Annotated in this window: 15 protein-coding genes; 6 read left to right on the forward strand and 9 right to left on the reverse strand. The window is 58.4% G+C overall.

Going from position 1 to position 11,866, the window contains the following annotated elements; genetic code table 11:
• Nucleotides 1-68 precede the first annotated feature (68 nt).
• The 4 genes from LAD35_RS03660 (at nucleotide 69) to arsC (ending at nucleotide 4,148) form a co-directional block, all read left to right on the forward strand.
• The gene (locus LAD35_RS03660) at nucleotides 69-1,703 is read left to right on the forward strand and encodes an ABC transporter permease (RefSeq protein ID WP_224151358.1); all 1,635 of its coding nucleotides are present in this window, start codon (nucleotides 69-71) and stop codon (nucleotides 1,701-1,703) included.
• A 212-nt stretch (nucleotides 1,704-1,915) separates the two neighbouring features.
• The gene (locus LAD35_RS03665) at nucleotides 1,916-3,298 is read left to right on the forward strand and encodes a phosphatase domain-containing putative toxin (RefSeq protein WP_224151359.1); all 1,383 of its coding nucleotides are present in this window, start codon (nucleotides 1,916-1,918) and stop codon (nucleotides 3,296-3,298) included.
• Between the two features lie 76 nt (nucleotides 3,299-3,374).
• The gene (locus tag LAD35_RS03670; RefSeq protein WP_224151360.1) at nucleotides 3,375-3,779 is read left to right on the forward strand and encodes a hypothetical protein; all 405 of its coding nucleotides are present in this window, start codon (nucleotides 3,375-3,377) and stop codon (nucleotides 3,777-3,779) included.
• Between the two features lie 12 nt (nucleotides 3,780-3,791).
• Nucleotides 3,792-4,148: an arsenate reductase (glutaredoxin) gene (gene arsC, locus LAD35_RS03675; protein WP_224151361.1), complete on the forward strand. Its 357-nt coding sequence runs from the start codon at nucleotides 3,792-3,794 to the stop codon at nucleotides 4,146-4,148.
• A gap of 56 nt (nucleotides 4,149-4,204) precedes the next feature.
• Here arsC and LAD35_RS03680 read toward each other — a convergent pair whose 3' ends face one another.
• Nucleotides 4,205-5,407: an IPTL-CTERM sorting domain-containing protein gene (locus tag LAD35_RS03680; RefSeq protein WP_224151362.1), complete on the reverse strand. Its 1,203-nt coding sequence runs from the start codon at nucleotides 5,405-5,407 to the stop codon at nucleotides 4,205-4,207.
• A 503-nt stretch (nucleotides 5,408-5,910) separates the two neighbouring features.
• Here LAD35_RS03680 and LAD35_RS03685 point away from each other — a divergent pair.
• Together LAD35_RS03685 and LAD35_RS03690 are read left to right on the forward strand one after the other, a co-directional pair.
• Nucleotides 5,911-6,990, forward strand: coding sequence for an ABC transporter substrate-binding protein (locus LAD35_RS03685; RefSeq protein ID WP_224151363.1), 1,080 nt, complete (start codon nucleotides 5,911-5,913; stop codon nucleotides 6,988-6,990).
• Between the two features lie 106 nt (nucleotides 6,991-7,096).
• Nucleotides 7,097-7,606: an META domain-containing protein gene (locus LAD35_RS03690; RefSeq protein ID WP_224151364.1), complete on the forward strand. Its 510-nt coding sequence runs from the start codon at nucleotides 7,097-7,099 to the stop codon at nucleotides 7,604-7,606.
• 381 nt (nucleotides 7,607-7,987) lie between these two features.
• Here the strand turns inward: LAD35_RS03690 and LAD35_RS03695 are convergent, their stop codons facing one another.
• The 8 genes from LAD35_RS03695 to LAD35_RS03730 form a co-directional block, all read right to left on the reverse strand.
• Nucleotides 7,988-9,130: a tyrosine-type recombinase/integrase gene (locus LAD35_RS03695; RefSeq protein ID WP_224151365.1), complete on the reverse strand. Its 1,143-nt coding sequence runs from the start codon at nucleotides 9,128-9,130 to the stop codon at nucleotides 7,988-7,990.
• Nucleotides 9,118-9,351 (reverse strand): hypothetical protein, encoded by a 234-nt coding sequence (locus LAD35_RS03700; protein WP_224151366.1) that lies wholly within the window; start codon nucleotides 9,349-9,351, stop codon nucleotides 9,118-9,120. Before LAD35_RS03700 ends, LAD35_RS03695 begins: the two co-directional genes overlap by 13 nt.
• Nucleotides 9,333-9,599, reverse strand: a complete 267-nt coding sequence (locus tag LAD35_RS03705) for a hypothetical protein (protein ID WP_224151367.1) — start codon at nucleotides 9,597-9,599, stop codon at nucleotides 9,333-9,335. The genes LAD35_RS03700 and LAD35_RS03705 overlap by 19 nt, the downstream gene beginning before the upstream one ends.
• Complete coding sequence (locus LAD35_RS03710) at nucleotides 9,596-9,880, reverse strand: hypothetical protein (RefSeq protein ID WP_224151368.1); 285 nt, start codon at nucleotides 9,878-9,880, stop codon at nucleotides 9,596-9,598. The genes LAD35_RS03705 and LAD35_RS03710 overlap by 4 nt, the downstream gene beginning before the upstream one ends.
• Nucleotides 9,877-10,044: a hypothetical protein gene (locus LAD35_RS03715; RefSeq protein WP_224151369.1), complete on the reverse strand. Its 168-nt coding sequence runs from the start codon at nucleotides 10,042-10,044 to the stop codon at nucleotides 9,877-9,879. The genes LAD35_RS03710 and LAD35_RS03715 overlap by 4 nt, the downstream gene beginning before the upstream one ends.
• Entirely contained in the window at nucleotides 10,032-10,580 is a 549-nt protein-coding gene (locus tag LAD35_RS03720; protein WP_224151370.1) for a hypothetical protein, read from the reverse strand. The genes LAD35_RS03715 and LAD35_RS03720 overlap by 13 nt, the downstream gene beginning before the upstream one ends.
• Nucleotides 10,581-10,583: 3 nt before the next feature.
• A complete protein-coding gene (locus LAD35_RS03725) occupies nucleotides 10,584-10,937 on the reverse strand; it encodes a hypothetical protein (RefSeq protein WP_224151371.1) in 354 nt (117 codons plus the stop codon).
• A gap of 80 nt (nucleotides 10,938-11,017) precedes the next feature.
• On the reverse strand, nucleotides 11,018-11,821 hold the full coding sequence (locus LAD35_RS03730) for a hypothetical protein (RefSeq protein WP_224151372.1): 804 nt from the start codon (nucleotides 11,819-11,821) through the stop codon (nucleotides 11,018-11,020).
• Between the last annotated feature and the right edge of the window lie 45 nt (nucleotides 11,822-11,866).

An 11,866-nucleotide genomic window follows, 5' to 3' on the forward strand; every position in this document is an offset into this window, starting at 1 on the left:
AGGGGGCGGCCACCATGGGCGATTGCCGGCGGGTAGAATCGCCAGCTTTTATTCAGGTTGATTCGCATTTGCAAAACCTCGCCCGCATCCGCCGCCAGTGTCTGCTGCTCGTCATCGCATTTGCGCTGGTGTTGCCGGTCGTCACCGTTTTCAGTGCGTGGCTGCCCGGAATCGGCAATGACGCCGATGCCTTTGCCATCGTGCGCGAGATGTTTGCCACGGTATTGCCGGGCTATCTGCAGACCACCGTGGCCTTGGGCTTGATGGTGGCGGTGGGCGCGGCACTGGTGGGTACGGTGTGCGCGGCAGTCGTCACCCTGTTTGATTTTCGGGGCCGCAAGACCTTTGAATGGCTGCTGCTGCTGCCGCTGGCCATGCCGGCGTACGTTACCGCCTACGCCTATACCGACTTTTTGCAGTTCAGTGGCCCGTTGCAAAGTGGCCTGCGCAGCAGTTTTGGGCTGGAAGGGCGCCTTCTGCCTGAAATTCGTTCGCTGGGCGGTGCGGTGCTGGTGTTCGTGGTGGCGCTCTACCCCTATGTGTATCTGCTAGCGCGCACTGCATTGTCCGAGCGCGCCGCGCACCTGATGGAGGCGGCGCGCCTGCTGGGCGCCCCCATGGGCAGGCGCATCCGCACCGTGGCCTTGCCGATGGCGCGGCCTGCAGTGGTGGCGGGGGTTGCTCTGGTGGTGATGGAAACACTGGCCGATTTTGGCGTGGTCAGCTATTTCGGTATCCAAACCTTTACCACGGGCATCTACAAGGCCTGGCTGTCGATGGAAAACCGCACAGCTGCCGCGCAACTGGCCACCATGCTGCTGGTGCTCGTGCTGGTGGTGCTGCAGCTGGAGTTGCGCGCCCAGCGCCGCATGCGCTTTGTGACAAGCGGTGTGGGGCGGGCATCGTCAGCAGAGGCGCAGCCCCAGAAGCTGACGGGCATGCGCAGTGCGCTTGCATGGCTGGTGTGCGGGCTGCCGGTACTCCTGGGTTTTGTGGCGCCGGTGTTGTTCATGCTGCGGCCACTGGCGGCCGACTGGTCAGTCATCCCATTTGGCCGCTTCCTGCAATGGGCGGGCAACAGCATTCGCTTTGGTGCCATCACCGCCGTGCTGGCCGTGGCGATTGCGTTGCTGGCGGCATTTTCGGCGCGGCGCAGCCGCGATTGGTTCACGCGCGGACTGGTTGCACTCATCAGCCTGGGCTACGCTGTGCCGGGCGCCGTCATCGTGGTGGGTTTGCTGCTGCCCGTTGGATGGGTGCAGCAATGGGCGCCGCAGTGGGGCTTTCCAGCCTGGATCACGGCCACCGCCGCGGGCATCGTCTGGGCCTACCTGGTGCGATTCACGGCGATAGCACTGCAGTCGCTGCAAAGCGGTTACACCCGCATCCCCAACAGTCTGGACGAATCGGCGCGCATGCTGGGAACCAGCAGCCTGAGCCTGCTCACAAGGGTGCACTGGCCGCTGCTGCGCCGCTCGGCCTTCACGGCTGCGCTTCTGGTGTTTGTCGATGTGATGAAGGAGCTGCCCGCCACCATGGTGCTGCGGCCCTTCAACAGCGACACCCTGGCAGTGGTGGCCTACCAGCTGGCACGCGATGAGCGGCTGGGCGAGGCGGCCCTGCCGTCGCTCGCACTGGTCCTGGTGGGGCTGGTGCCGGTGGTTCTGCTGATCCGCACGATCCGTACCGAAAAAAGAGGATGAAACTTGATATACATCAAGTGATGCTCATAAAAAATCTCCATTTGTTTGTTTTGTAACTATTTACTTTTTAAAAGAGTATCAAGATACTCTTTTTGTTGTTTCTGCTTTCTATAATCCGGGGAAATTCAGCGGCTGGTGCTCGGCGGGCGGTACCGGTTTTCATGCTCTGTGCCCGGTGGACCAAGAAAGCGCCGCCCTGCGGCATAGCACGCGTGTCTGAACAAATACCTGTTCTGGAAACAGACAACTGGGGCGTGGCCTATGGAGACAAGGTCATCCTCTCGGCGTTGAACCTGCAGATGGCGCCACGCACGATCACGGCATTGATGGGGCCCGTGGGCGGCGGCAAATCGAGCCTGTTGCGCAGCCTGGCCGGGGTGAACGACGACAATCCGCGTTTTCGCCAGTGGGGTGGTGTGCGCTATGCGGGCCAGCCCCTCACGGAAGCGCATCGCCCGCGCATGGTACGCCAGCACGCACGGCTGATGCTGGCGAGCGTGCAGGATTCACTCACCGAGTTCCGGCGCGCAGGCGCGCAATCCATGCAGGAGCGCCGCCAGTGGTGCAATGATTTTCTGGATGGGATGGGGTTTTCGGAGTTGAAAACCCAATTGGCCACTCCCGCCGTGGAACTGCCTGCCGTACAGCAGCGTGCCATCGCCATTTTGCGCGAGGTGGCCGCAGACCCTGATTTGCTGATGGTGGATGAGCCCACAGCCGATCTGGACGAGTACGACGCCTACCTGCTGCTGGAACTGCTCAAACGCATAGGGCAGGAGCGGGCCGTCTTGTTCGTCACCCACAACCAGCGCCACGCCGCAGCCGTGGCGGACCGGGTGCTGCTGCTGGCTGGCGGAACGGTGCAGGAGTCGAATGCGGCCGAGGCTTTTTTTGCCGCACCGTATTCGCCAGCGGGCCAGCAGTTTGTGCGTAGCGGCAGCTGCTCGGTGCTGGTGCCGGAGATCACGGTGGAGCAGGCGATGCAGGCGGAAGCGGTGCAGACGCCCCCTGTGCCAGCAGCTGCAACGGCGGAGCAGGCTGCGCGCCTGAGCCAGCGCGCTGTACTGCCCGACCTGGCATTGGCCAACCCGGTTTTGGCTGCGGAAACCTTTGTACCGGTGTCGCGCGGCCCGCGCGGATTTGCCTGGCTGGTGCCCGGCAAGCTGGCGGGCACACCGTTGCCGGGCGTTGTCAATGCCATCGACATCGACCTGCAGGCGCTCAAGCGCTGTGGCGTGACCGTGTTGGTTTCGTTGACCGAAAAGGATGTGGACCAGGCCGCGCTCGCACGCAATGGGCTGCGAAACATCCATCTGCCCGTGTATGACCGCGAGCCGCCCACGGTTGCGCAACTGCAGATGCTGATGCTCAAGATGAAGCGCCTGCTGCTGGGCGGCGATGTGCTGGCGGTGCACTGCCTGGCGGGCCTGGGCCGCACGGGCACGGTGCTGGCGGCCTGGCTGGTGTTTGAAGGCATCACTGCAGAAGAGTCGTTGCGCCGCGTGCGCGCCGTTGAATCGCAGTTCGTGCAGTCGGAGCTGCAGGAGAACATTCTGTTCGCCTACGAAGCCATGCTGCTGGAAAAAATGGGTTAACGCATAGAGGCGAGGGTGCAGCGCTGGCAGGGGCTGGCGGCATGCACGCGCCGTGTTTTACGAGAAGGAAAGCTATATGTCGATGGATGCAGTTCTACAGAAGGTCGCATCGTTTGTACCGGAGTGCCTGGCCGCGGGCTATGTGGACGTGGCCAGTGGCATGCTGCTGGCAATCCGCACCGTGGATTCGCACCCGCGTGAGGTCATTGATCTGGTTGCGGCTGCAACGGCAGACCTGTTCAATGGCCCCAACGTCTCGATGATCGAGCGCATGTTCAAGAAGTCGCGCGGTCTGCCCGATGACGGCCACCATTACTTCCAGGAAATCATCGTCAACAGCGACAACCTGCTGCACATCTTCATCCGGGGCAAGACCAACGAAGAGTATGTGGCCGTCTTTGTGTGCCGCCGCACGGCCAACCTGGGCATGGCACTCACCAAGGCGCGCATCATCATGCCGGAGCTGGAAGCCTCCCTGTAATAAGATGGGGCCATGTCCCCAACTACCACCACCATCTATCACAATGCGCGCTGCAGCAATTCGCGCGGCGCGCTCGCCCTTCTGCAAGAACGCGGCATCACGCCGCAGGTGGTGGATTACCTCCAGCAGCCTCTGGATGCACAGCAATTGGCGCAATTGATTGCGCAACTGGGCGTGCCCGTGCGCGATGTCATGCGCAGCAAAGAGGCCGTCTACCAGGAGCTGGGCCTGGACGATCCCACGTGGAGTGATGCGCAGCTCATCGACCACATCGCGGCGCACCCGATCTTGCTCAACCGCCCCATCGTGGTGACTGGCAAGGGCGCCCGCCTGTGCCGTCCACCGGAGCTGGTGCTGGAACTGCTATAGCAATAGGGTTTGTAGAAACAGAAAGACCGCTTTGAAGCGGTCTTTTTTTGCGTCGATCAATCTTGGCGTCTGCGCATGCGTAGGAATCCGAACATGGCAATGAGCGACGAAAGACCTATCACCCCCCATTCGCCAAGGGTTGGCACATTGGCCGGGGCTGCAGGGGTTGGTGGTATTGGCGGTGTCGGCTTATCGACGACCGGGCCCGATGCTGCAGTACATACCTCCACACCGGGTGACGCTCCGGTTTGGGCCGCGGGCGTGACGCAGTAATAGATATACATATTCAAATCCGCCCCCGAAAGCGTATAGGGCACGCTGGCCGAGGCTCCACCGGTGGTTCCACTTGCAACCGTCGTGCCTTCGCTGGAGCTTGCGATGCTGGCATTGGGACTGCTGACGAACTTATACGTTGTGCCAGCTGGGTTCTCCGCATCGGATTCGTTGTCCGCATAGGCATATGAGCCCGTTACGACGGATCCCACCTGCATGGTGCCAGCGATGGCTGGAACGGCGGTTGGCACAACATTGGGTGGTGAGCCCAGGAAGTAATTGACACTGCCACCGGTGCCAGCAGGGCGGGTGCCTGATATATCGATACGGCAAACATTATTCGCCTTGATCGAAATGCCACTTACCGTATTGGGATCATTGGCCACGACCGCCGATGCTGTCCAATACCGATTGGGTGCACTTCCTTGCACGGAGTGGCTGGGTGTATTGATGGTGGATATTTTCAGAAAATCAAAATCACCCGCATCCACCTGGCTGCCGGCACAGTCATAGAAGTGATATTCTGCTGTTTCAGTATTGTCAAAATCCTGAAAGAAGAATGTTGTGCCTGGTGCAAATGGCTTGGTAGTGCTGAACTGTCCAATACCTCTGTTCAGAAAACCCTGACCAGGATTGGGTGTGGGAGCAGCGCCAAATAAGCCTGGCGGGAGATTGGTGCCGAAAACATTACGATTGGTGGTAAAAACCCCCGCAGTGATTTTTGCTGCATCCTGTTCTGGAACCGTCCATGTCAAGGGGTTGCCAGCCAGAGTTCCTACATTTTGCCCGCCACCAGCCGGTAAAGCGTAGGTTCCTCTGTTTCCTGCGCCGTCATAATAGTACTGGGTTTGGGCAGGCGGCTGAAAATCGCTAAAACTCCAATTGGCGAAATAATTGGAATTGGCAGCTACCGTAATTTCAGCACTATGTGCGTGAAATGTTGCGAAAAAAATGGCGCCAATTGCGAAGTTATTATATTTTCTCATTATGAATATCCCTCACCTCAAATGATTGATGAGGTATTATATAGAATCATTAGACATTTGAATTCATCTTGACTTTTGTTTGCAATCAATAGATTTTTTATTATCTCTATCTTTTTTGCTGCAGCCGTTCCCGGGACTGGTACAACATTTTTCACTCCCTGCGCAGCCCTTGAAGAGTCTCTGATACTGCTCGCGGGTGATCGGGTCACGATCCCGCAGCAAGGTTCTCTTTTCGCAGCATTGCGTCTGAACAGGAAAGCCCGCTTCAGGGGAGCTTCCGCCTACATTCCAGACAACCCCTGATCAGTCCAGTCTGTTGATTTAGCGAAATTTATTGCTGTTCCCGCGTAAACCCTACCAAATGTATTTAGATGTGAGTATATGCTTCTGCGCCGGCAATCGATTTTGATGTACCGGCTGCTTTCCCTCGTAAAGGTGCAATGATGGCTAGTAGTTCTTCCTGGCGCGGGCGTGCCTGCTTTGTCTTGGGTGCGTTGGTCGCCATGCTTGGTACCTCGTCTGCCAAGGCCGACATATTGATCGGGCAGACCACGGCCGTCACCGGGCCCGTGGCGGCCAGCGTGGGCGAGACACTGCAAGGCGTGAACCTGTACCTGAACAGCGTCAATGAAAAAGGTGGCGTGAATGGCGAAAAGATCAAATTGATCACGCTGGACGACAAGTTTGAGCCAAAGCTGGCAGGAGAGAATGCCCAGCGGCTGATTGAGCGCGACAACGTGGTTGCGCTATTCATGAGCCGTGCCACGCCCCACACGCAGACTATCCTGCTCCACCTGGCAAAGCATGGTGTTGCCCTGGTGGCCCCATCCACGGGGGCAATGGTGTTTCATCAGCCTGTGAATCCATTGGTATTCAATGTACGGTCCAGTTACCAGGCAGAGACAAAAAAGGCGGTAGAGGCACTCCATACGATGGGCTACCTGCGCGTTGCCATGGTGCATGTGGACGACAGCTTTGGTGAAGACTGTCTTGCGGGAGCGATGCAGGGGTTCAAAAAGACCAACTGGGAACCGGCAATCGTCATCAAGGCCGACCGCAACACGCCAGATTACGAAGCCATCGTCCCGCAACTCGTGAAGGCAAACATTCAAGCCGTCATCTGGATTGGCTCCAGTGTGGCCGTGAGTGATGGCGTCAAGGCGCTGCGCAAGACGGACGCTGCCAAGCACATGCAGGTGGTGACGGTGTCCAACAACGCGTCGTCAGGCTTCATCAAGCAGTTGGGCGACGCAAGGCGCGGAGTGATCGTGACGCAGGTTTTTCCCAGTGAACGGGCCATGGGCTATGCAATCAACCGAGAGGCTGCCGCACTGGCCAAAGCCAATGGAGATGTTGCGCTCTCGCCTTCGGTGATGGAGGGCTTTGCATCGGCAAAAGTGCTTGTGGAAGGCCTGCGCCGTGCGGGCCCCAAGCCTACGCGCGAAAAACTGGTTGCTGCACTTGCCGGCATGGAATACTTCGATCTGGGGGGCCTCGAAGTTGGCTACGGCCCGAATGACCGCACTGGCCTGAGTTTTGTGGATCTGTCCATCATTGATGCCAGCGGGCAGTTCATGAGGTAGGCTTGGGTACCGCTGCCACGGCCTTCTTGCATTGTTTTCTTGCATTGTTGTTTCGCAGTAAGAACGCCTGGTTGGGGCCGCCGGGACGACTCTCATTGGGCATTTGATGCGACCATTTTTCTGCACTTTCGCGGTTTTTTATTTTTTTAGCCTGCTTGGCGCAGAGCAGGCATATGCGGCTGCATTGGATAAAAATGCAGATTCTTCTGCGCACGATGCGCAAACACTGCGCACTTTCGACTGGGTGTTGCTGGAAGCGTACGATGCCGAGGGCGAGGACCAGTCCAATCTGCAGGCTGCAGGATATGGAAGCCCAAAGTTCAGTTTTTCGAGCGAGGGGTCGCTGGTAGTAGATCAAGGGTGCACTTCCATTGGAGGAGACTACCAAATCACCAAGCACAACCAGCTTAGCTATAGAGGCTACTCCATCGCCGGTTCCCTTTGCGTGGTTGAGCAAAGGTGGCAAAACGATCGATTGGCCAAATCTCTTTCGCAGTTAAGCAGTTTTCAAATTACACCGAACAAAAATAAGTTCAAAGCGCGGCTTCTACTGCATTTCAAAGATGGTAGCCACTGGGTGCTGGCGCCCACTAACAAGCTATTAATAATCAATTGACAAAGAAAAGTCGTGAGATTCTTTTTGCAGGTGCAAACGTTTCTTGGATGGCCGCAACCGATCAAGGTTTCCGGAAAGTCTTCACGGTCCTCTGTCGAAAAAGCAGGGAGGGATCAGAATGCCACAGGGTTGAGGCGGTTTCACCTTTCCCATGGGCACCAGTAAAAAAGCCACCCCAAGGGTGGCTCATTTCATTGCGGATTCACTGTCTATACATACCGCATCCATGCCCCTGGCATGTTTCCGGAGAGCCTGAAAAAACATAGGCCAATTGATTTCGTTGCGAAATCCTGGTCCCCCCGACAGGAATCGAACCTGATTCCAGCCTATTTAGACCGAATTCCACTGATGATCCATACAGTTTTCACTGTAGGACAACCGTTAAATCCCGCCTAATTCGGCCTTCATGTCCCCGCTTTCCGCTGAAATGTAACCGTCCAATTTGCGGCGCTCTGCACCCTTGTCGGCATGGTCGATCCAGCGGCTGTATACACGGTAGAACATTTCAACCGAGTGCCCCATTTGCCGGGCTGCCCATGCGGGTTTGATGCCAGCCATCAGGCAGATGGTCGCAAAGGTGTGGCGCGTCTGCCTGGCGTCACGCTGGCGCATGCTGGACAAGCGCATGGCGGGTTTCCACCATCGATCCAGCGGGGCATCGGTCGATGTGAATGGCTGCCCGTCATCCCCCACAAACACCACACCTCCGGCCAACTGGGTTAGCTTGCGCTGGCGCTCCAGCACGCGCAGGGCACGGCTTGTCAGCTCGATCTCTCGGGCGGCTGATGTTTTGGTGCCCTTCACCTTTCCCCTGGTGAGTGCCGCATCCACCAGCACCGAGCCCGCGCGCAGGTCAACATTGGCCCATTTCAGGGCCAGCATTTCAGATGGGCGCATGCCGCTGAAAAAGGCGAACTCGTAATAGTCCCGGCCCCGGTCGCTGGCGAACTTGGTGAGCAGGTGTTCGACCTCCTCCAGTGTGAAAGGGTCAGGCCCAGGCTTTTGGTGCTTGCGCATGACAACCTGCAGGTGCAGCGGCTCAGCGATGAACTTGGCATTGTGGCCATACTCAAGCGCCATGCTGAGAACGCTGGCCACGTTGTTGAAGGTCTTCGGGTGCTGAGGCATCGAGGCCAGCAGCAGCTTCAATTCACGGAATGTGAAGGCGTCCGCAGTGGTCTTACGCACGGTGTCGAAGTGATAGCTGTCGATGGTCTGCTGATAGTGGTGGGCGGTGCTGTGCTGCACCTCGGGGCGCTTGACCTTGAGCCACTCATTGAAAACATCACCCAGGGTAGGAGACTCGGACGGCTCGGGCGCGGTCTTCACGACCCGGGGGCTATCCGGGAAGTAGTCGGCCAGCACGAATGTGCCGCGCTCGATCTTGCCCAGGATCTCCAAGCGCAGCCGCTCGGCATAGCGCACGTTTGCAGGCGTAGGCGACAGGGTGAGCGGCTCTTTGCCGTACCCATGGGCGCGCAGATCGATCTGTATGGCGTTTTTGCGGATGATTACGCCGGGCATGATTGATCCGCCTTCTTCCTGCCGCGCGTGCTGGGCGGGCTTGAATCGCTATCAATGAACTCATCGAGCGCGGTGCTGTCGATCATCTTGCGGCCCTCGAACCACTTCCAGACAACACCCTCCGGCCAGCGGCCTGATTTCCCGGTGCGCTCATCAAAGAATGTCACTGCCAAGCCCGTCAGCTCGGATGCTTTTTTCAGTGTCACCCAACGGCTTTGCATGTTTTTTGTTCCTTCCGTAGCTGGTTGACCTTGCGCAGCGCCTGCTTGGCGGTGGTGAGGTGCTGGCGCTGCACCTCATGCTGCGCTTGGTCCTGGTCATCTTTGAACCCGTCGCGCTTCCATTCGCGCAATACAACCTCCATCCAGTTGACGGCATGCCAAAGGGCGACTGTCTCAACCTTGGCCAACTTGGTCGGGCCTGCAGCTTTCTGGTCGGCCTGCGGCTTTGTGGTTGTCTTGCTGGTCATCCTTCGCCCTCCAGTTGTGGTGCTCGAATCCGAGCTGCACAGACAGACAGCAGGTGTGCTGCTGCTCGGTTCGATGAGCATGTGTCGCTGTCACCCTCCTCAATTGCGGCTTCTGCCTCCTGGGCCAGTCTGCGAGATTTCTCGTCATTGATTCGTGCGCATTCCTCGCGCACCTGGGCCTCGATGGTGCGGGCAAACGCCACTACCTCTACCGCCATGCCGGGATGCGTGCGCTCCATGCCAGCGGCTCGGGCGTGGGTTAGGATTTCGTCGCGGGTCATCTTTTCGCCTTCTTCTTCTGCTCGGCCTGGCTGGCCAGCGTGGAGGGGGACGCCGCGAGCTGGGCCCGGCGCTCCGCAATCTCCTTGAGAATGTCGAACGCGGAGCCGGTGCGCTGCGGCGGCTTGGGTGGTGGTGGGGCGTAGTGCCTGGTCATCTTGGCCACAGCGCTTTCATACTGTCGGCTCGGGCCTCTTCCACAGCATTTGCGATGTTCATAGCAAGCCGCAGGGCTGCAGAGATAACTTTGAAAACCGGGACGCTTGACGGCTCTGGCAATCGCTCAATGACAGCGACAACAGAAACTATGTCGGCCTGAACGATGCCTAACAAACTCACAGCTTCGGATGGATCGTTCTTGATCAAACCAATCTCGGACTCGCATTTCTCATAAAGCCAATCCGTGAGGTGATGCAAGCCAAACACATAGTCCTCACCTGAATCGGAGGCTACAAGATGCATCGTTATGGATGCTGATTCAACCAGCGATAGGATCTCAGCGCCAGCCTTTCTCGCCATGGCGGTTTTTGGTGCTCCAGCAGGGGAGCGCTTGCGTCTAGCTGGCTTGGTAGTAGGCGCATGATTGCCTTGCTCTGGGGCCGTCACATTGCTGTCGAGGCTTGGGGTGACGGTGGCTGCTGGCGCCAATGCGCGCGTCTCTCCCTTAGCCGCGCGGCGCGGCTTTTCAATAACTGCTTCCATGATTTACCTCCGCAGCTTGCTAAGCGGCTTGTAGACTTCCCGGACCATGCCGAAAACTTCGATGTTGGCGAGCATTTCAGGGGTGACAATCCGCCATGTCTGCCCCTCCCCGTGAATGGTCGGGTCAGCAATCCACAGCTCCCCATCGAGGCGGAACTGAAAGCGGCGCACGCCGTACCAGCTGTAATCGTCGGTGTGGCGGAAGGCAATCAGGTATTCAGCATCGCCCTTGATGCTGCGGCGATCAAAATCCACCTCAATCACATCATGTGCAGCGATCCAGTCCCCGAAGAGGCTGGAATGGGTCTGCAGCAGATGCAGGCCCCGGCACTGCCCGAGCTGGCCACGGCTACCCATGGGTTGCACTGCCGTTGCTTGGATGGATGGGCCCGGTGCTGTATTGCGCCTGGCTGGCGCTTTGCACTCTACGACCGCGCTCATGGCTGTTCACCTGCTTTGCGCTCGGCTGCTGCCTTGCGAATGGCCTGCTTGCGGGGCTTGTACTCCGCCAAGTAGTGATCCAGCGATTCTTTGCCGCGCTTGGTCAGTCGGTCATATACCTGGTGCTGGCGCAGCGTAGAAGCCTTTACGGACACCTGGCGCCCGGTTTCGTCTTGGACGGTGTACTCGTCCTCATCGTCGGCAAAGGCAGTGCCGATGTGGTCGACACGCCCAATCAGGGTGTCCAGCAGAGCGGGATTCAGGGCCTGGCCAAAAGGCGGGCCAGAGAGCACATGAACCCGTGCAATGAATGCCTCTGGATGCTCAGGCTTGAGTCGGTCCAGCACTTCTGCGGCCTCTGCCAAGGACTCATGACGAATCGACAGGCGGGCGCCTTTGTTCGTCCACACCTCATAGCGATATTGCGACCCATCACCAACGGCAAGGTGGAGCCAGTCTTTCAAGAGGCGATCTGCCTGGGAAAACTCCGCCTCACTGCTGTTGTGGCGCCCTTGGTCTTTGAGGCGATCAACTGCCCACTGCGGCAGTGGCTCCAGCGGCTGAGGGTGGACATGCTCACGATGCTCATGGGAGCTGAGAACGCTATCAATGATCGACCACCAGTGAATGCCGATTTCATGGGCTCGAATCCGCAGGTCCTGGGCGTCGATGGGTTCGGGCAGTGCTGGCGCTGGAGCAGCGCAGCGCATGAGAGGCTGGGGGCGCGGGTTGCGGCCTTGTTTCGGGTTCGCGCGGGCTTGCTTTGTGGTTTCGGGCGAACGCGGGATAATGCTGGTCATGATCTGAACTCCGAGGTATGGTTTTTTGATCTAGAAACCCCTGGG

Origin of the sequence: Comamonas odontotermitis, assembly GCF_020080045.1 — a bacterium.
Taxonomy (GTDB): Bacteria; Pseudomonadota; Gammaproteobacteria; order Burkholderiales; family Burkholderiaceae_C; genus Comamonas; species Comamonas odontotermitis.

Bases quoted from the DNA above. Each gene is read 5' to 3' on its own strand.
- LAD35_RS03670 (WP_224151360.1), top strand. From the start codon at position 3,375: ATGTCGATGGATGCAGTTCTACAGAAGGTCGCATCGTTTGTACCGGAG.
- arsC (WP_224151361.1), top strand. From the start codon at position 3,792: ATGTCCCCAACTACCACCACCATCTATCACAATGCGCGCTGCAGCAAT.
- LAD35_RS03680 (WP_224151362.1), bottom strand. From the start codon at position 5,407: ATGAGAAAATATAATAACTTCGCAATTGGCGCCATTTTTTTCGCAACA.
- LAD35_RS03685 (WP_224151363.1), top strand. From the start codon at position 5,911: ATGCTTGGTACCTCGTCTGCCAAGGCCGACATATTGATCGGGCAGACC.
- LAD35_RS03690 (WP_224151364.1), top strand. From the start codon at position 7,097: ATGCGACCATTTTTCTGCACTTTCGCGGTTTTTTATTTTTTTAGCCTG.
- LAD35_RS03695 (WP_224151365.1), bottom strand. From the start codon at position 9,130: ATGCCCGGCGTAATCATCCGCAAAAACGCCATACAGATCGATCTGCGC.
- LAD35_RS03700 (WP_224151366.1), bottom strand. From the start codon at position 9,351: ATGCAAAGCCGTTGGGTGACACTGAAAAAAGCATCCGAGCTGACGGGC.
- LAD35_RS03705 (WP_224151367.1), bottom strand. From the start codon at position 9,599: ATGACCAGCAAGACAACCACAAAGCCGCAGGCCGACCAGAAAGCTGCA.
- LAD35_RS03710 (WP_224151368.1), bottom strand. From the start codon at position 9,880: ATGACCCGCGACGAAATCCTAACCCACGCCCGAGCCGCTGGCATGGAG.
- LAD35_RS03720 (WP_224151370.1), bottom strand. From the start codon at position 10,580: ATGGAAGCAGTTATTGAAAAGCCGCGCCGCGCGGCTAAGGGAGAGACG.
- LAD35_RS03725 (WP_224151371.1), bottom strand. From the start codon at position 10,937: ATGGGTAGCCGTGGCCAGCTCGGGCAGTGCCGGGGCCTGCATCTGCTG.
- LAD35_RS03730 (WP_224151372.1), bottom strand. From the start codon at position 11,821: ATGACCAGCATTATCCCGCGTTCGCCCGAAACCACAAAGCAAGCCCGC.